Here is a 16483-nt window from a genome sequence, read left to right as displayed (position 1 = left end):
ATCCTCGCAGGCGTCGCAGCTCTGGCCAAGCTCTCCGATATCGAATATCGTCGATGATCGATGAAAAGCACCGGATCGATCACCGACGAGCAGGCCCACACGTACGCCACTTGGTTCCGCGCGCTCGCGGACCCCACCCGCGTACGACTCCTGCACCTGCTTGCCGGGGCGGGCAGGCCGATGACCGTGGGCGAGCTGGTGGCCCAGGTGGAGGTCGGCCAGTCGACCGTCTCCCACCATCTGAAGATCCTGGCCGAGGTCCGCTTCGTCCTGCCCGAGAAGCAGGGCACCTCGACCCTGTACGCCGTGAACCGCACCTGCCTGTCGGTGTTCCCGCGCGCGGTCCGGTCGATCATGGGAGAAGAGACGCCCGATGGCTGCTGAGTTCGTCGTGACCCCGATGACGGCCGACCACGCAGAGCAGGTCCTCGCCATCTATCAGGCCGGAATCGAGGAGGGCGACGCGACCTTCGAGACCACGGTTCCGACATGGGACGCCTTCGACGCGTCCAGGCTGCCCGAGCACCGATGCGTCGCCCTCGGCGAGGCCGGCCGCGTGCTCGGCTGGATCGCCGCCTCCGCCGTCTCGGATCGGTGCGTCTACGCGGGGGTGGTCGAGCATTCGGTGTACGTCCACCCCGAGGCCCGCGGGCGCGGCGTCGCCGGCGGGCTCCTGCGGGCGCTGATCGCCTCCACCGAGGCCGCCGGGATCTGGACGATCCAGTCCGGGATCTTCCCGGAGAACACGGCGAGCCTCGCTTTGCACAAGCGCGTGGGCTTCCGCGTGATCGGCAGGCGCGAGCGCGTCGGACGCCATCACGGCCGGTGGCGGGACACGGTGCTGCTGGAGCGCCGCAGCCAGGTCGTCGGCTAGCGCAGGAGGTCGGCGATCGCGCGGGCCGCGTCGCGGGCCGGGCGGCCGACGCCGATGAGGGTGGCGGAGGCGGGGCCGGTCCAGTCGCCGTAGCCGAGGAGGTGGAGGCGGGGTTCGGCGAGGGCCTGGGTGCCGGCCGTGGGGATGTGGCCTCGGGGGCCGCGCAGGCCGAGCGGCGCGAGGTGCGCGAGGGCGGGGCGGAAGCCCGTGCACCAGATCACCGCGTCGGCGTCCGTCCTCGTGCCGTCGGGCCACTCCACGCCGGTGTCGTCGAGGCGGGTGAACATCGGCTGGGCCTTGAGGAGGCCGGCGTCGCGGGCGGCGCGCACGGGCGGGACGGCGACGATGTCTCCGAGGGAGGCGACGCCGCCGGTGTCGGTGCGGCCTTCGTCGAGGGCCTTGCGGCGGGCGGTGGCGTGGTCGAAGAGGGCACGGCCGTCGATGTCGTCGGCGAGGTAGCGGGGTTCGCGCAGGGTGACCCAGGTCAGGTCGGAGTCGTACGCGAGGTCGGCGGCGATCTGGGCGCCGGAGTTCCCTCCGCCGACCACGATGACCTTCTGGCCGGTGAAGTCCGACGCGCGGCGGTATTCCACGGTGTGGAGCTGGGTGCCCTGGAACTCCGTACGTCCGGGGACGGCCGGGATGAAGGGGCGGGACCAGGTGCCGGTGGCGCTGATGACCGCGCGGGTCCGATACGTACCGGAGTCGGTCTCGACGCGGAGGAGTTCGCCGTCGCGGTGGACGCCGGTCACGCGTACGGGGCGGTGGACGGGGAGGTCGTACCGCTGCTCGTAGTCGGTGAGGTACGCGACGACGTGGGCGGCGTCCGGGTACGTCTCGCCCGGCTGCGGGGGCATGAGCCGGCCGGGGAGGGAGGAGTACGCGGCGGGGGAGAAGAGGTGCAGGGAGTCCCAGGTGTGCTGCCAGGCGCCACCCGGGGTGGTCCCGGCGTCCAGGACGACGAAGTCCAGGCCCGCGCGGCGCAGGTGGTAGCCGGCGGCGAGGCCGGCCTGGCCTCCGCCGATGACGACGACGTCCACGGCCTGGTGCTGGGTCATGCCCGGATTCCCTCCTGGACGGAGGTGCCCCGCCCGCGCGTCGGCGGAGCGGGGCACCTCGGTGGTGATGGCGGCTGTGCCTACCGCTGGGCGGGGGCGAACTTCTTGCGCCAGGCCAGTGAGACGTAGACCAGTGCGACGAGGACGGGGACCTCGATGAGCGGGCCGACGACGCCGGAGAGGGCCTGGCCGGAGGTGACGCCGAAGGTGGCGATGGCGACGGCGATGGCGAGCTCGAAGTTGTTGCCCGCGGCCGTGAAGGCGAGGGTGGCGGTGCGGTCGTAGTTCAGGCCGATGGCCTTGCCGAGCGCGAAGGTGCCGAACCACATGATCGCGAAGTAGACGAGGAGGGGGAGGGCGATGCGGGCGACGTCGAGCGGCTGCGAGGTGATCGTCTTTCCTTGGAGAGCGAAGAGGATGACGATCGTGAAGAGCAGGCCGTAGAGGGCCCACGGGCCGATTTTCGGGAGGAAGTTCCGCTCGTACGACTCCCGGCCCATCTTCTTCTCCCCGATGCGGCGGGTCAGGAAGCCGGCCAGCAGCGGGATTCCGAGGAAGATGACCACATTGAGCGCGATCTTCCCCATCGAGATGTCGAGGGTCTCGCCCTCTCCGAGACCGAGCCAGCCCGGCAGGATATCGAGGTAGAACCAGCCCAGCAGGCCGAAGGCGATCACCTGGAAGACCGAGTTCAGGGCGACCAGGACGGCGGCGGCCTCACGGTCTCCGCACGCGAGGTCGTTCCAGATGATGACCATGGCGATGCAGCGCGCCAGGCCGACGATGATCAGGCCGGTGCGGTACTCGGGCAGGTCCGGCAGGAAGATCCAGGCCAGCGCGAACATGACCGCCGGGCCCAGGACCCAGTTGATGACCAGCGACGACACCATGAGCCTCTTGTCGCCGGTGACCGCGTCGAGCTTGTCGTAGCGGACCTTCGCGAGGACCGGGTACATCATGATCAGCAGCCCGACGGCGATCGGCAGCGAGATCCCGCCGATCTCGACCTTCGCGAGAGCGTCGTCCATGCCGGGGATCAGCCGCCCCAGACCGAGGCCGAGGCCCATGGCGAGGAGGATCCAGACGGCGAGGAAGCGGTCGAGCGTCGACAGCTTCGCGACGACCGAGGAGTCCTCGGCGGCGGTCGCGGGGGCGGCGGGGGTCACGGGCAGGACCTCTTGGAGTCGGCGTGGGCGCGGGCGGTGGCGGCGAGGCCGGCGAACTGGCCGGCGAGCTGCTCGATGACGTCGGGCCGCAGCCGGTAGTACGTGAACCGGCCGCACGGCTCCGTCTCCACCACGCCCGCCTCCCGCAGCACCTTGAGGTGGTTCGAGAGGTTGGTCTGTCTGGCTCCGGTCTCCTCGACCAGGTGCGTGGTGCACAGGGTCTCGCGGGCGAGCAGGGTCACGATCTGGAGCCGCAGCGGGTCGGCGAGGACCTTCAACAGCTCAGTGTCGACTGACGTCAGCATGGACTGATACTGTCACATCAGTGAAGGGTGATGCCAGTCCAGGTTGATGCCCGTCTGTCACGAAGGAAGAACCGATGTCCGAGTCCCCGCTCGCGTCCGTGCTGTTCGTCTGCGTCCACAACGCGGGCCGGTCCCAGATGGCCGCCGGATTCCTCCGGCACCTCGCGGGCGACCGTGTCGAGGTCCGGTCCGCCGGCTCCCTCCCGGGCGACCAGGTCAACCCGGCCGCGGTGGCCGCCATGGCCGAGCTCGGCATCGACATCTCCGACCAGAAGCCGAAGGTCCTCACCGTCGAGGCCGCGCAGGCGTCGGACTACATCATCACCATGGGCTGCGGCGACGCCTGCCCGTACTTCCCCGGCAAGACCTACCTCGACTGGGTCCTGGAGGACCCGGCCGGCCAGGGGGTCGAAGCCGTCCGGCCCATCCGCGACGAGATCAAGACGCTCATCGAGGGCCTCATCGCCGAGATCGACTCCAAGAACGCCGAGAAGCAGGAGAACTGACCTCACCATGACGACGACCACCACGACCGGCGCCGAGAACGACGTCCGCGAGGTCATCATCATCGGCTCCGGCCCCGCCGGGTACACCGCCGCGCTCTACACCGCCCGTGCCCAGCTGAAGCCGCTCCTCTTCGGCAGCTCCGTCTTCGTCGGCGGCTCCCTCACCACGACCACCGAGGTCGAGAACTTCCCCGGCTTCCCCACCGGCATCGACGGCCCCGACCTCATGGACAACATGCGGGCCCAGGCCGAGCGGTTCGGCGCCGAGATGATCGACGACGACATCGTCGCCGTGGACCTCGCCGGCGACATCAAGCTCCTCACCGACTCCGCCGGCACCGTCCACCGCGCCAAGGCCGTGATCATCGCCACCGGCTCCGGCTACCGGAAGCTCGGCCTGCCCAAGGAGGACGAGCTGTCCGGGCGGGGCGTGTCCTGGTGCGCCACCTGCGACGGCTTCTTCTTCCGTGACCGCGACATCGTCGTGGTCGGCGGCGGCGACACCGCCATGGAGGAGGCCACCTTCCTCACCCGCTTCGCCCGCTCGGTCACCGTCGTCCACCGCCGCTCGACCCTGCGCGCGTCCAAGACCATGCAGAACCGCGCCTTCGCCGACGACAAGATCTCCTTCGCCTTCGACAGCGAGGTCGCCGAGATCAAGGAGACGGACGGCATGCTGTCCGGCGTCGTCCTGCGCGACGTCCTCACGGGCGGGACCCGGGAGCTGGACGCGACCGGCCTGTTCATCGCCATCGGCCACGACCCGCGCACCGAGCTCTTCGCCGACCAGCTCGAACTCGACGACGAGGGCTACCTGAAGACGCGCTCCCCGTCGACCCGTACGAGCCTGCCGGGCGTCTTCGGCGCCGGTGACGTCGTCGACCACATCTACCGCCAGGCGATCACCGCCGCGGGTTCCGGCTGCGCCGCCGCCCTCGACGCGGAGCGGTACCTCGCGGCCCTCCGGGACGCCGAGCCTGCCGCCGGCACCGCGCTCGTCGACGTGGTCTGAAAGGGCGCCGGGCCCGTTCCGTCGTGCTTGCCTCACGACGGAACGGGCCCGGTTCATGCTTTTCGGCAGGTCAGGAGAGCAGAGCCGCCGACTGCGGCAGTTCCAGCCGGACGGTGCGGTCGCAGAGCCGTTCCACCTGGCCGGGGTCGTGCGACACCAGCAGGACCGTGCGGTTCCCGCGCAGCGCCGCCACCGACTCCTCGACGGTGTCGCGGCTGCGTTCGTCCAGGGCGCTGGTCGGCTCGTCCAGCAGGAGCGCCGCCGGCTCCAGGGCGAGGGCCCGGGCCAGGCACAGGCGCTGGCGCTGGCCGTTGGAGAGGGACTGGGCAGGGGTGTCGAGCCGGTCGCGGACCTCGTTCCACAGGCCCGACTCCCGCAGCGCCTTCTCCATCCGGTCCCGCATCTCCGTCCGGGAGGCGCGGACCAGGTGACGCAGGCCGAACAGGGCGTTGTCCATGATGCTTCCGCCGAACACCACCGGCGTCTGCGGCACCAGGACGACCGTGCTCCGCAGGTCCGCGTCGCCCTTGCCGTACCGGACCGGCTCGCCCAGCACCCGCACCTCGCCCTCCCGCCGCAGGCCGTGCGGCAGCAGATCGACCAAGGCGCGCAGCACCGTCGACTTGCCGGCGCCGGACGGGCCGCACAGGCCGGTCGTGGAGCCGGCGGGCAGCTCGAAGTCGACCGGACCGACCAGGGTCTTCTTCCCGTCCAGAACCCGCAGGTCGCGGACGGCGATCACGTTTCGCGGGCCGGCGTTCCCCGTCGTCACGTTGTCCAACGTCGTGCTCCTTCGAATCGGTTGCGCAGGAAGACGGCCAGGCTGAGCAGTCCGGCGGTGATCAGCACCAGGACGAGGGCGCTGCCCCACGCCTGGGCGATCGCCTCGGGGGCGCCGGAGTCCTGCGACAGGGTGAAGATGTGCGTGGGCAGGGCCTGCACCGGGGCGTTGACGATGCCGGTCGGGAGGGCGGGGGCTCCGAAGAACACGGTGGCCGTGAAGATCAGGGGAGCCGTCTCGCCCGCCGCGCGGGCCAGTCCGAGCAGCAGTCCCGTGAGCGTGGCCGGCCAGGTGTAGGGGATGACCACGGAGCGGATGTACTGCGCCCGGGTCAGGCCCAGCGCGAGGGCGCTCTCGGTGAGTTCGCCCGGCATGCCGCGGACGCGGCCGGCTGTGGTGAGGGCGACGACCGGCACCACGACGGGCACCAGGACGACGGCGCCGGCCAGCCAGGAACGACCCCAGCCCATGGTCGTGCACAGCAGCACGTAACCCGCCAGACCGAGCAGGATGGTGGGCGTCCCGCCGACCGCCACGGTCAGCGTCTCCAGGATCCGGGAGGTCTTCGCGGAGGCACGGGTCCCGATCACGATGCCCGCTCCGTAGCCGAGCGGAAGCGCGATCAGCGCGGTGGTCGCGAGGAGCAGGAGCGTGCCGACGATCTGGTCGCGGATGCCCCCGTCGGAGGCGCCGGCCGACGGGGTGAACCAGAAGGCCGGATTGAGCGCCGTTCCGCCGCGGGCCAGCAGGATGCCGACCATGCCGAGCAGGAGGGCGGTCGGCAGCAGCAGGGCGCCGTAGCGCACGGCCGTGGTCAGCCGGTCCTTGGGGCCGCGCATCCACGCGGAGGTCCGTCGTACGCGCGGTCCGCGCCGGACCTGGGCCGAGGCGCCGCGGGTGCCCCAGACGGTGGCCGCGGCGACGAGGGCCAGCAGGATCATGCCGAGGCCGCACAGGGCGGCGAAGTAGGGGCCGGAGGTTCCGGCGAGCATCGGCTCGGGGCCGGCCAGCTTGGTGGTGAGGGTCTGGCCGGGGCGGACGAGCGAGGAGAAGAAGTCGCCGAACGACTCCGGGAGCCGGCCGTCGGCACGGCCGATGACCATGAAGACCGCGATGGCCTCGCCGAGCGCCCGGGCCAGGCCGAGCAGGACGCCGGCGCGCATGCCCGAGCGGGCCTGGGGCAGGACGGCGGAGCGGACGACCTCCCGGCGGGTGAGGCCGAGGGAGTACGCGGCCTCCCGGTAGCGGCCGGGTACGGCTGCCAGGGCGTCCACGCTCACCGCCACGATCGTCGGCGTGATCATCACGGCGAGGACGATTCCGGCGGCGAGGATGCTGTCGCCGCCCGGCACGTCGCCGAGGCCGGCGACGAACGGCCGGATCACCATGATGCCGATGAGGCCGTAGACGATGGAGGGGACGGCCGCGAGGAGTTCGATGCTCAGGCGCAGCGGCTTGGCGAGGCGGGGCGGCAGGTACTCGGAGAGGGCGATGGCCGCCGCCCAGCCGACGGGGACGGCGAGGACCAGGGCGAGGACGCAGACCACCGCCGATCCGTAGATCATGGCCAGGCCGCCGAAGGCGAGGTTCCCCGGGCTCCAGACGGAGTCGGTGAGGAGGGCTCCCCAGTCGACCGTGCCGCTCGCGATGCCGTCGGCCAGGTAGCCGAGCAGGACCACGAGGGCGAGGACGACGGACAGGACGCCGCTGTAGGCCCAGCCCCAGACCCATCTGGCCCGGCCGGGGCGGCCGCCCTCCTCGGGCGGCCGCGTCGCGGTGGTTCCGGGCGCCTTGGCGGGGCGCTCCAGAGTGAGGCTCATCGGTCAGAGCCCCATCTGCTCGCGGGTCAGGTAGCCGTGCTTCGGCAGCAGCTTCTGGCCCTCGGCGGAGAGGATGTAGTCGATGTACTGCTTGGCGTGGCCCTTGGGCTGACCGTTGGTGATCATGAACAGCGGGCGGGTCATCGGGTACTTGCCGGACGCCACGTTCTCCAGGGTCGGGGCGACACCGTCCAGGGGTACGGCGACCAGGTCGGGGTGGCCGTCGATGAAGCCGGTCGACAGCGGGGCGATGGAACCGCGGGTGGACTTCAGCTTGTTGCGGGTCTCCGTGTTGCCGCCGACGACGGCGTAGTTCGCGGACTGCGGCGGGGCCGGCGGCTCGCCCTTGCCGTAGACGAACTTGTCGAGGACCTCGCGGGTGCCGCGGCCGGGCTCCTTGTCGTAGACGAAGACCTGGAGGTCGGGGCCGCCGACCTCCTTCCAGTTGGTGATCTTGCCTTCGAAGAGGCCCTTCACCTGCGCCTTGGAGAGGCTCTTCACCCCGCCGTCGGCGACCTCCTTGGTGATGATGACGCCGACGGCGTCCGCGCCGATCTGTGTGGTGACGAAGTCGGCGTTCGGGTACGCCTTGTGGTCCTTGTCGGAGAGCGGCTTGGAGCTGAGGGCGATCTCGATCTGGCCGGTGCCGAGCTGGGAGATGCCGCCGGCGGAGCCGCCCTGGGTGGCGACGGTGATGTTCAGGCCCTTGGCCTTGAGCGCCTCGGCGGCGTCGGAGGCGACCGGGGCGACCGTGGTGGAACCGCTGGCCTGCAGGGCCCCGGTGTCGGCCTTCGCGGCACCGGCGCAGCCGGTGAGGACGGCGGCGAGCACGAGGCCGGCGGAGGCGGCGGCTCCCTGTCGCATCCGGCGCGAGGAGAACGTCGCGTTGCTTCGAAGTGCGGTGGAGGTGACAGACATGGCGGTGCCTTTGCGGTGGTGGGAAAGGGGAGAAGGGGGGACGTGCGGGAGCTGCTCGGACGTCTGCTGAATGTCAGGCGAACAGTGGGTGAACTCGCTCGATGTGACTCAGACGGTCGGCGCGGCGGACATAGGGTGATCGTCATGCCAGCAGAACAAGCGACCGACCATCGCTCGGGGTTGCTGCCCTTCGTCGACGAGGATCCGACCTGCGGGCCGCCCCTCGACGTGGAACCGCTGCCCAGGGAACGGGCGGAGGCGTTGGCCCGGAACGTGAAGGGCATCGCCGATCCGACCAGGCTGCAGATCCTCAGCGTGCTGCTGGCCGCCCCGGAGGGCGAGGCGTGCGTGTGCGACATGACGCCGCTGCTGGACCTCGCCCAGCCGACCGTCAGCTACCACATGAAGATCCTCGTGGACGCCGGCCTCGTGAGCCGCAGGAAGCGCGGCACGTGGGCCTGGTACGCGATCCGGCCCGAGCACCGCGCCGTGCTCGACGCGCTGATCTGGGGCGAGGGCGAGGGCGAGGGCTCGGCGGAGGCGTGAGCATCCCCGGCCGGGCGTACCGCCTCAGACGGCGACGGCCGCCCGGGCGCTCACCTCGGCCGTGAAGGCCGTGATCAGCCGGTGGATCCGGCCCGGCCCCGAGACCAGCTCGGGCTGGAACAGAGTGCCGATGAAGAACGGGTGGCCCGGCACCTCGGCGGCCCGCGGGGCGCCTTCCTCGTCCCAGCCGCTGAACAGCACGCCCGCGCCGGTGAGGAGTTCGACGAACTCCGCGTTCAGCCCGTACTTGCAGTGGTACGTCTCCGTCGAGCGCTCGGCGCCGTCGTAGACCGCGGAGAGCCGGCTGCCGGCGGTCAGCAGCAGGGGCGCCTGCTCGCCGGCGAGGCAGCAGGTGAGCGGCACGATCAGCGGGGTGGCCGCCTCGGGGTCGTACTGGACGTCGTCGGCGTCGGTGAGACCGGCGACGCTGCGGGCGTACTCGATCAGCGCGTGCTGGAAGCCGCCGCAGGTGCCCAGGTACGGGATGCCGTTCTCGCGGGCGTGCCGGACGGCGGCGAGGACGCCGTCCTTGTTCTCGTACGGGGAGCCGGGCACGACCCACAGGCCGTCGAAGCCGTCGAACGACTCCGGGCCGGTGATCGTGTCGGTGGGCACCCACACGGTGTCCACCTCCAACTCGGCGCGGAAGCCGTCGAGGCGGGCGTGGGCGGGGGACTTGCCGTGGTCCCCGATCAGCGCCACGCGCGGGCGCGGTCCGGTGACGGTGGTCATGAGGCGTGCTCCTGGTCGGTGTCGAGGGCGCGCCCGAGGCGGACGAACCCGTGGGGGGCGAGGCGGGCGACGAGCAGGCCGTCGCGCTCGGCGGTGGTGGACGCGCCGCCGAGGAACAGCAGCGGTCCGTCGCCGGGCGGCAGCAGCGGCTCGGGCAGCAGCTCCTGCGCCTCGGAGGTGAGGTTGGTGACGGTCAGCACGTGGGCGGAGCCGTCGGCGCTGGCGCGGACCTCGGCGGCCAACGCGGGGCCGGCGTCCGGCTCGTGGCGGACGGCGCCGTCGGCGTAGGCGCCGGCGAAGCGGGTGCCGCCCGGGGTGATGGTCTGGGCGAGCGGGGGCGCGAGGGTCACAGCAGGCTCCTTCCGGTCATGGCGGGACCGCTCGGACGGCCGAGCAGGGCGAGCACGGTGGGCGCGATGTCGGCGAGGCTGCCGCCGTCACGGAGGGCGTCGGGCAGGAGCTGCCCGGGAGCCGGGACGACGACCGCGGGAACCGGGTTGGTGGTGTGCCCGCCGTACGGGAGCGGGGCGCCGTCCGGGCCGGGCTTGGACATCCGCTCGGCGTTCCCGTGGTCGCCGACCAGCACCACCCAGCGTCCGGTGGCCGCGGCGGCGGTCAGGATCCGTTCGACCTGGCCGTCGGTGTACTCGGCGGCCTTCACGGTGGCGTCGTGGTCGCCGGTGTGGCCGACGACGTCGATGTTGGCGAGGTTGGCCGCCACGAGGGCGACGTCGGTCCGGCCCGCGGCCTCGATGACCGCGTCGGCGACCCGGTCGAGGTTCATCTCGGGCCGGGCGGTGTACTCGGGTGCCTCGTCCGAGGTGATCCGGACGTGCTCCTCGACCTCCCGGCGCCGCTCGTCGCGCCCGTTCAGGTAGTACGTGACGTGCTCGAACTTCTCCTGTTCCGCGACCCGTACGGAGCGCAGGCCGTGCGCCTCCAGCTGGTCCGCGAGGCCGCCGGAGGCGTCGGCGCGGCCGACCAGGGCGGGGATGTCCGCCTCGGTGTCGTACTGGGTGAGGGAGAGGATCCGTACGTCGCTCTCGGCCAGGTGCTTCACCAGGTCGTTGGCGAGCTGCTGGATGCGGTCGCTGCGGAAGTTGGCGAACAGGATCGCGTCCCCGTCCCGCACGGTCGCCAGCGGTTCGCCGGCGGCGTCGGTGAGGACGGTCGGGTTGATCCACACGTCGCCGTCGCCGGCGCCCGCCAGGATCTGGCCGTGGTCGCGGGCCAGGGCTCCGCGTCCGTCGGCGACCGCCTGGGTGACCTTGGCGGTCAGCTCCAGGTCACCGCTCTTGTCGAGGGCGTAACCACGGCCGGAGACCGTGGCCAGGCGGCCGACGCCGGTCGTCGCGAAGAACTCCTCGACCCGGCCGAGGTAGTGGCCGGCCGTGCGGTCGGCGACGTCCCGGCCGTCGGTGATCGCGTGTACCCAGACCCGCTCGACGCCGCGGGCGGCGGCGATCGAGAGCAGCTCGTGCAGGTGGTCGACGTGGGCGTGGATCTGCCCGTCGGAGGCCAGCCCGACCAGGTGCAGGGCGCCGCCGCCGGCCGCGAGCGCGTCCAGCGCCTCGGTCAGACGCGGGTTGTCGCGCAGACCGCCGGAGTCGATCTGCCGCTGGACGAGCACGCTGTCGTAGTCCAGCGGCCGTCCGGCGCCGATGACCATGTGGCCGATCTCGGAGTTGCCGACCGTGCCGGGCAGCAGGCCGACGTGCTCGCCGGACGCCTCCACGAGGGTGGCGGGATACTTGGCCCGGATGCCGTCCAGGACGGGGGTGTCCGCGACGGCGAGGGCGTTGCCGGGGCCTGGCTCGGCGTGGCCCCAGCCGTCGAGGACGAGCAGGATGCCGGGACGGGTGTCCGTGGTCTCGGTCATCGCAGGGTGTCCAGGGTCTGCCAGAAGGCGGGGAAGGACTTGGCGACGCAGCCGGGGTCCTTGATGACGACGCCGGGGGTGCGCAGGCCCATGATCGCGAAGGTCATGGCGATGCGGTGGTCGTCGTAGGTGTCGATGACCGCGCCGTGCGAGGGGCCGCCGTGGACGGTCATGGCGTCGTCGTACTCGTCGACCTTGACGCCCATCTTGCGCAGCTCGGTGGTGACGGCCGCGATGCGGTCGCACTCCTTCACCCGCAGGCTGGCGATGTTGGTGATGTGGGTCGGGCCCTCGGCGAAGGCGGCGACGGCGGCGAGCGAGGGGACGACGTCGGGCATGGCGTCCATGTCGACCTCGATGCCCCGCAGCTGTCCGCCCTTGACGGTGACCGAGTTCTCGGTGACCTCGGTGTGGGCGCCCATCCGGCCGAGGACCTCGACCAGGCCGACGTCGCCCTGGTGGGAGGTGGAGCCGATGCCGGGGATGGTGACCCGGCCGCCGAGGATCGCGGCGGCGGCGATGAAGTACGACAGGCCCGACGCGTCCGGCTCGACGATCGCGTGGCCGCCCTTGAAGGACTGGCCGGCGGGCACCTTGAACCAGCGGTAGCCGTCGCGCTCGACGGTGATGCCGTGCTCGGCGAGGGTGGCGAGGGTCATCTCGACGTACGGCTTGGAGACCAGTTCGTCGACGATCTCGATCTCGGTGTCCTGCTGCGCGAGCACGGAGCTGATGAGGAGCGAGGAGGTGTACTGGCTGGAGACGGCGCCGGAGATCTTCGTCTTCCCGCCGACGAAGTTGCCGCCGGTGACACGGATCGGCGGAGAGCCGTTGCCGCGCACCGCGATCGCCTCGACGCCGAGACCGGGCAGGGCGGCGAGCAGGTCGCCGAAGGGGCGCTCCTGCATCCGGGCGTTGCCGGTGATGGTGGTGGTGCCCTCGGCGAGGCCGGCCATGGAGATGAGGAAGCGCAGCGGGGTGCCGGCGCCGCCGACGAAGATCTCCTCCTGCGGGGCCGTCATCGGCTTGCCCGTGGGGGTGAAGGAGATGCGCGCGGCCTCGTGGTCGATCTCGGCGCTGACGTGCCCGAACGACTCGACGGCCTTGGTGAAGAAGACGGTGTCGTCGGAGATGAGCGCACCGTCGATCACGCCCTCCTTGCCGGACAGGGCGGCGACGGCGATCTGCCGGTTGGTGTAGCTCTTCGAGCCGAGCACCTTCACGTCGTGGTCGATGGCGGCCAGCGGCTCGACGGTGAGCTCTTCGGCCTTGAGACGGGGGTCGTTGATGCCGCTCATGGGTGGTACTCCTCGCAGGGGTGTGTGATCTGGGTCACGCGGGAAGGGGGCCCGGGCCGGGGAGGGCGTCGGGGAGTCGGGGGGTGGCAGTGATCCGCCAATGGGCGAGAGAAGGGCTGGAATTCAGCGCGCGCACGCAGATTTCCCACGCGGCGGAAATCGCCTCGGCGGGGTTGCGCGTCCGGTGGAAGAAGGTCAGCTCGATTCGACCCGGAACGGAACTGGCGTGGACATGCTCAAGGTCGTCCTCGGTCATCGCGGACGCCCAGACGATGTCCGTCACCGTCGCCGCCTCCAGGTCCCGGTGGGTGGCGGCGTCGGTGGCGACGAGGGTGGCGGTGGCCATGAGCATGGGGCCTCCCGGTCGGGCGGCGAGCCCAGGTACGGACCACACGTGCTGGTCGGCCACGGCGGGGGCGACCTCGCCGTACAGGTGGGCGTGGCGGCACTTCGGGCCGCAGCCGTGCCCGCCGGCGGGCGAGAAGCCCAGGGCGACGGCGGCGGCCCTGTTGGCCAGGCGCAGCAGACTCCGCGCAGCGGACATGGCTGTCCTCCGTGTGTGGTGGATGGAATGCCCCGCGAAAAGGGGCGTGAGGTGAGGTGCGGAATCCGTCGTGCCGGCCTGCCGAACCTTTGTGACCACCAGTCTGCTGAGGTGCCGGCGGCGGCGGAAGGGATATCCGCTGGCATGAACCGCGCCCGGCAAGGACCTGCCTGTGAGGGGTAATTCAGGCCGCCGGGGGCGAGCGCGGAAGGCGCGGCCGGGCCTGATCGCAGTGCGAACACGTCTTGTCTGCGGGCGTCCTGAGCTGCAAAGATCGGCGCTCGCCAATGGACTGATGAGGATGTCTCGCATGATGAGACGTGGACCGGGGGGTCGCTGTGCTGGCGAGTTTGGGACTGGATGCGGACGCCGAGACGGTCTACCGCCTGATGCTCACGCACCAGGACTGGGGCGTCGAAGAGCTCGCCGCCCATCTGGCCCGTCCTGAGTCGGACGTTCGCGAGGCCCTGGACCGGCTCGCCGAGCTCAACCTCCTGCGCCGCTCGCTCCAGGCTCCCGGCGGCGTGCGCCCCGTCAGCCCCAACCTGGGCTTCCAGCTCCTGCTTCAGCGGCAGCAGGCAGAACTCCTCGCACAGCAGCAGCAGTTCGCGGAGTCGCAGGCGGCCATCAGCACGCTGCTCGCCGAATACGCCGAGCTGCGCACCGGTGAGCGACACGGCGTGGAGTACCTCCAGGGAATCGACGCCATCCAGGCCCGGCTCGAGGAACTGGCCCACCGCAGCACCACCGAGTGCCTGTCCTTCATGCCCGGCGGTGCCCAGTCCGCGGCCAGCCTGGAGGCGAGCCGGCCCCTCGACGAGCAGCTGATGCGGCGCGGCGTGCGCGTCCTGACCGCCTACCTCGACAGCGTCCGCAACGACACCCCCACCGTCGAGTACGCGCACTGGCTGCACGACAACGGTGGCGAGGTGCGTACCGTCCCGGCCCTTCCGCTGCGGATGGTGCTCTTCGACCGCGAGGTCGCCCTGCTCCCCGTCGATCCGGACAACACCAAGAAGGGCGCCGTCCAGCTGACCGGCCCTGGTGTCATGACCGCTCTGGTCGCCCTGTTCGAGCAGGTCTGGGAGCGCGCGGCTCCCCTCGGCAGCGTGCGCGACCGGGACGAGGCCGGCCTGACCGCGCAGGAGCGCGAACTCCTGCGCCAGCTGACGCAGGGGGCCACCGACGAGATCGCCGCGAAGAAGCTCGGCATCGGTCTGCGCACGGAGCGCCGGATCATGTCCGAGCTGATGGCGCGGCTGGGCGCCCGCAGCCGCTTCGAGGCCGGGGTCCTCGCGGCCAAGGCGGGCTGGACGGACTGACGGATCCGCCGCCGGCCGTTTCCCGCCGGGAAACACGGACTGGTCCGGTGCGCGAGGCACCGGACCGGTTCTATGGAGTTGCGGTGAGGAGAGGACCGATTCCGCGGGTCAGCCGCAGCAGCCGCCCTCGGGCTGGAGAGGCTTGATCGGCTCGTAGGCGGTGCTGCCGAGCAGCTTCGCCTTCAGACGACCGATCGCCGTCGTCGGCGCAGCTTCCCCGGCCGCACCGAGCGTCTCGCGGCGGGCCTGGCCGTAGGCGGCGTGCAGCTCGGCGACCTTCGGCCGGAGCGTGGAGTCGGCGACCAGGACGACCGAGCGGATCTGCCCCGGACGGAAGCCGCGCAGCCGCTTGGCCTCGTCCGCGCCCGGGCCCGCCTCGATCGCGGTGATGCCCTCGGCGAAGGCGTCGCGCAGCGGACGGTCGAGCGCGATCTCGAAGTAGACGCCGCTGCGCTCGCCCAGCGCCTCGTAGTCGAAGCCGGCCCACTTCACGAACAGCCGCTTGCCCCGCCGGACCATCACCGAGGCCGCGACCACGGCGTCGTCCTTGTGGACCAGGTACGCGCGGATGTCGGCGCCGCCCTCGACGAGCGCGGTCAGCAGGGCGCCGATGTGCGCCTCGTCCTCGCCACCCTCGTACTTCTGGCGGTTCTGCGTGACGAGCTCGGTGATCCGGCCGATCAGCGGGCGCAGCTCCTCGCGGTCCTTGCGCTCGATGCGGGTGCCGGAGTCGTCCGCGCGCTCGCGGTCCTCCTTCACGCGGCGGCGCTTACGGGAGGGGAGCGAGGCGAGGTAGGCGTCGTAACTGTCGTGCTGGAGGTCGAGCAGGTTGTTCTCGCCGTGGAAGGCGATGTCGCCGCCGTACGCCTGGAGCGCCAGGGCGAGGACGTCGCTGTACGCGCTGTCGTGCAGCCACGGGGCGGTGATCGAGCGGATGCCGGCCTCCATGGCGGCCGGGACGACGCGGTCGACCAGGTCGGCGACGAGCAGCGGGTCCTCGACGGACGCGGTCGCCTCGGAGCGGTAGCCGAGCGGCGAGCCGAGCAGCAGCGAGGGGAAGAACGCGTCGGTGCCCAGGGCCTCGACGGCGTCGGTGGCGGACTCGCAGCAGGAGGTGGTGGCCGAGCAGCAGGCCGAGGTGCCGTCCTTCGGCTGCCAGCCCAGCAGCGTACGGGGGTCGGCGTCCACGATCGGGTCGACGTCGAAGACGTACCCCGGGAGGAAGGCGATGTCGCCCTCGCCGCGGTCGGCGACGGTGTGCCACGCCTTGGCGCCCTGCAGGCTCGCCTCGGTCGCCCGCAGCCAGTCCACCTGTGCGTACGGGGTGGGGTCGGTGGCCTGCGGGACGCCGCCGCCGAGCGCCGCGATCGCGTCGTCCAGGGAGAGGCCGGTGCGCACCTCGGCGGGTTCGGCCCGCTCCTCCTGCGGACCGCAGCATCCGGACGCGGCGGGCTCGGGCTCGGCGGCCGGGGCGTCACAGCATCCGGACGCCTCGACGGGCTCGGGCTTCTCGGTGCCGCAGCAGGAGGACGCCTCCTCTTCGGCGGCCTTCCCGGCCGGCTCGGGGATCGAGCAGCAGCCGGAGGAAGGGGTCTCGACGACCGGGAGGGCCGGTGCCGGCTCCTCGGCGGTGGTGCTGCAGCAGGTGGTGCTCATGGGGGTGCTCTCCTCGTGGGGTCAGCGGTGCGCGGGGGATACGGGGTGGGGTGCCCGGCGGGAAGG

The 16483-nt window shown here is 71.7% G+C and carries 18 protein-coding genes; 6 read left to right on the top strand and 12 right to left on the bottom strand.

The genetic code is table 11. The features are described from left to right. Nucleotides 1-60 precede the first annotated feature (60 nt). Nucleotides 61-384: an ArsR/SmtB family transcription factor gene (locus ABFY03_RS13670; RefSeq protein ID WP_319008455.1), complete on the top strand. Its 324-nt coding sequence runs from the start codon at nt 61-63 to the stop codon at nt 382-384. Further along, nucleotides 374-874, top strand: a complete 501-nt coding sequence (locus tag ABFY03_RS13665; protein ID WP_319008454.1) for a GNAT family N-acetyltransferase — start codon at nt 374-376, stop codon at nt 872-874. Before ABFY03_RS13670 ends, ABFY03_RS13665 begins: the two co-directional genes overlap by 11 nt. Here the strand turns inward: ABFY03_RS13665 and ABFY03_RS13660 are convergent. From ABFY03_RS13660 to ABFY03_RS13650, 3 genes are all read right to left on the bottom strand, one after another. Beyond that, nucleotides 871-1932, bottom strand: a complete 1062-nt coding sequence (locus ABFY03_RS13660; protein ID WP_346170004.1) for an ArsO family NAD(P)H-dependent flavin-containing monooxygenase — start codon at nt 1930-1932, stop codon at nt 871-873. The genes ABFY03_RS13665 and ABFY03_RS13660 overlap by 4 nt on opposite strands. An 80-nt stretch (nt 1933-2012) precedes the next feature. Continuing rightward, a complete protein-coding gene (arsB, locus tag ABFY03_RS13655; protein WP_319008452.1) occupies nt 2013-3098 on the bottom strand; it encodes an ACR3 family arsenite efflux transporter in 1086 nt (361 codons plus the stop codon). Further along, nucleotides 3095-3403, bottom strand: a complete 309-nt coding sequence (locus ABFY03_RS13650) for an ArsR/SmtB family transcription factor (RefSeq protein WP_189850390.1) — start codon at nt 3401-3403, stop codon at nt 3095-3097. Before ABFY03_RS13650 ends, arsB begins: the two co-directional genes overlap by 4 nt. 74 nt (nt 3404-3477) lie before the next feature. On the opposite strand from ABFY03_RS13650, the gene ABFY03_RS13645 reads away from it, so the two are divergent. Both ABFY03_RS13645 and trxB read left to right on the top strand, forming a co-directional pair. Then, a complete protein-coding gene (locus tag ABFY03_RS13645; protein WP_346170003.1) occupies nt 3478-3909 on the top strand; it encodes an arsenate reductase ArsC in 432 nt (143 codons plus the stop codon). A 7-nt stretch (nt 3910-3916) separates the two neighbouring features. Then, nucleotides 3917-4921: a thioredoxin-disulfide reductase gene (gene trxB / locus ABFY03_RS13640; RefSeq protein ID WP_319008450.1), complete on the top strand. Its 1005-nt coding sequence runs from the start codon at nt 3917-3919 to the stop codon at nt 4919-4921. Nucleotides 4922-4991: 70 nt separating this feature from the next. Here trxB and ABFY03_RS13635 read toward each other — a convergent pair whose 3' ends face one another. From ABFY03_RS13635 to ABFY03_RS13625, 3 genes are read right to left on the bottom strand one after another with little or no spacing between them, the layout of a single operon-like run. Next, a complete protein-coding gene (locus ABFY03_RS13635; RefSeq protein ID WP_346170002.1) occupies nt 4992-5693 on the bottom strand; it encodes an ATP-binding cassette domain-containing protein in 702 nt (233 codons plus the stop codon). Then, a complete protein-coding gene (gene pstC / locus ABFY03_RS13630) occupies nt 5690-7522 on the bottom strand; it encodes a phosphate ABC transporter permease subunit PstC (protein ID WP_319008448.1) in 1833 nt (610 codons plus the stop codon). Before pstC ends, ABFY03_RS13635 begins: the two co-directional genes overlap by 4 nt. Before the next feature lie 3 nt (nt 7523-7525). Then, on the bottom strand, nt 7526-8440 hold the full coding sequence (locus ABFY03_RS13625; protein WP_346170001.1) for a phosphate ABC transporter substrate-binding protein: 915 nt from the start codon (nt 8438-8440) through the stop codon (nt 7526-7528). A gap of 144 nt (nt 8441-8584) precedes the next feature. On the opposite strand from ABFY03_RS13625, the gene ABFY03_RS13620 reads away from it, so the two are divergent. After that, entirely contained in the window at nt 8585-8986 is a 402-nt protein-coding gene (locus tag ABFY03_RS13620) for an ArsR/SmtB family transcription factor (protein ID WP_319008446.1), read from the top strand. Nucleotides 8987-9010: 24 nt separating this feature from the next. Here ABFY03_RS13620 and ABFY03_RS13615 read toward each other — a convergent pair whose 3' ends face one another. Genes ABFY03_RS13615 through ABFY03_RS13595 form a run of 5 tightly spaced genes read right to left on the bottom strand, consistent with a single transcriptional unit; the run spans nt 9011 to nt 13439 of the window. Continuing rightward, nucleotides 9011-9718 (bottom strand): glutamine amidotransferase-related protein, encoded by a 708-nt coding sequence (locus ABFY03_RS13615; protein ID WP_346170000.1) that lies wholly within the window; start codon nt 9716-9718, stop codon nt 9011-9013. Further along, on the bottom strand, nt 9715-10068 hold the full coding sequence (locus tag ABFY03_RS13610) for a hypothetical protein (protein ID WP_319008444.1): 354 nt from the start codon (nt 10066-10068) through the stop codon (nt 9715-9717). Before ABFY03_RS13610 ends, ABFY03_RS13615 begins: the two co-directional genes overlap by 4 nt. Continuing rightward, nucleotides 10065-11597: a 2,3-bisphosphoglycerate-independent phosphoglycerate mutase gene (gene gpmI, locus ABFY03_RS13605; RefSeq protein WP_346169999.1), complete on the bottom strand. Its 1533-nt coding sequence runs from the start codon at nt 11595-11597 to the stop codon at nt 10065-10067. Before gpmI ends, ABFY03_RS13610 begins: the two co-directional genes overlap by 4 nt. Beyond that, entirely contained in the window at nt 11594-12895 is a 1302-nt protein-coding gene (gene aroA, locus ABFY03_RS13600; protein ID WP_319008442.1) for a 3-phosphoshikimate 1-carboxyvinyltransferase, read from the bottom strand. Before aroA ends, gpmI begins: the two co-directional genes overlap by 4 nt. 34 nt (nt 12896-12929) lie before the next feature. Further along, nucleotides 12930-13439, bottom strand: a complete 510-nt coding sequence (locus tag ABFY03_RS13595; protein WP_319008441.1) for a hypothetical protein — start codon at nt 13437-13439, stop codon at nt 12930-12932. Nucleotides 13440-13789: 350 nt separating this feature from the next. Between ABFY03_RS13595 and ABFY03_RS13590 the strand changes: the two genes are divergently transcribed. Continuing rightward, nucleotides 13790-14761, top strand: a complete 972-nt coding sequence (locus tag ABFY03_RS13590) for a helix-turn-helix transcriptional regulator (RefSeq protein WP_319008440.1) — start codon at nt 13790-13792, stop codon at nt 14759-14761. Nucleotides 14762-14869: 108 nt separating this feature from the next. Here ABFY03_RS13590 and ABFY03_RS13585 read toward each other — a convergent pair whose 3' ends face one another. After that, nucleotides 14870-16417 carry a GNAT family N-acetyltransferase gene (locus ABFY03_RS13585; RefSeq protein WP_346169998.1) on the bottom strand — a complete coding sequence of 516 codons (1548 nt, stop codon included), beginning with the start codon at nt 16415-16417 and terminating at the stop codon, nt 14870-14872. Nucleotides 16418-16483: the final 66 nt, after the last annotated feature.

Origin of the sequence: Streptomyces roseofulvus (assembly GCF_039534915.1) — a bacterium.
Lineage (GTDB): Bacteria > Actinomycetota > Actinomycetes > Streptomycetales > Streptomycetaceae > Streptomyces > Streptomyces roseofulvus.
This window is presented reverse-complemented; position numbering and strand designations above follow the sequence as displayed.

Bases quoted from the DNA above. Each gene is read 5' to 3' on its own strand.
- ABFY03_RS13670 (WP_319008455.1), top strand. From the start codon at position 61: ATGAAAAGCACCGGATCGATCACCGACGAGCAGGCCCACACGTACGCC.
- ABFY03_RS13665 (WP_319008454.1), top strand. From the start codon at position 374: ATGGCTGCTGAGTTCGTCGTGACCCCGATGACGGCCGACCACGCAGAG.
- ABFY03_RS13660 (WP_346170004.1), bottom strand. From the start codon at position 1,932: ATGACCCAGCACCAGGCCGTGGACGTCGTCGTCATCGGCGGAGGCCAG.
- ABFY03_RS13650 (WP_189850390.1), bottom strand. From the start codon at position 3,403: ATGCTGACGTCAGTCGACACTGAGCTGTTGAAGGTCCTCGCCGACCCG.
- ABFY03_RS13645 (WP_346170003.1), top strand. From the start codon at position 3,478: ATGTCCGAGTCCCCGCTCGCGTCCGTGCTGTTCGTCTGCGTCCACAAC.
- trxB (WP_319008450.1), top strand. From the start codon at position 3,917: ATGACGACGACCACCACGACCGGCGCCGAGAACGACGTCCGCGAGGTC.
- pstC (WP_319008448.1), bottom strand. From the start codon at position 7,522: ATGAGCCTCACTCTGGAGCGCCCCGCCAAGGCGCCCGGAACCACCGCG.
- ABFY03_RS13625 (WP_346170001.1), bottom strand. From the start codon at position 8,440: ATGTCTGTCACCTCCACCGCACTTCGAAGCAACGCGACGTTCTCCTCG.
- ABFY03_RS13620 (WP_319008446.1), top strand. From the start codon at position 8,585: ATGCCAGCAGAACAAGCGACCGACCATCGCTCGGGGTTGCTGCCCTTC.
- ABFY03_RS13615 (WP_346170000.1), bottom strand. From the start codon at position 9,718: ATGACCACCGTCACCGGACCGCGCCCGCGCGTGGCGCTGATCGGGGAC.
- gpmI (WP_346169999.1), bottom strand. From the start codon at position 11,597: ATGACCGAGACCACGGACACCCGTCCCGGCATCCTGCTCGTCCTCGAC.
- aroA (WP_319008442.1), bottom strand. From the start codon at position 12,895: ATGAGCGGCATCAACGACCCCCGTCTCAAGGCCGAAGAGCTCACCGTC.
- ABFY03_RS13595 (WP_319008441.1), bottom strand. From the start codon at position 13,439: ATGTCCGCTGCGCGGAGTCTGCTGCGCCTGGCCAACAGGGCCGCCGCC.
- ABFY03_RS13585 (WP_346169998.1), bottom strand. From the start codon at position 16,417: ATGAGCACCACCTGCTGCAGCACCACCGCCGAGGAGCCGGCACCGGCC.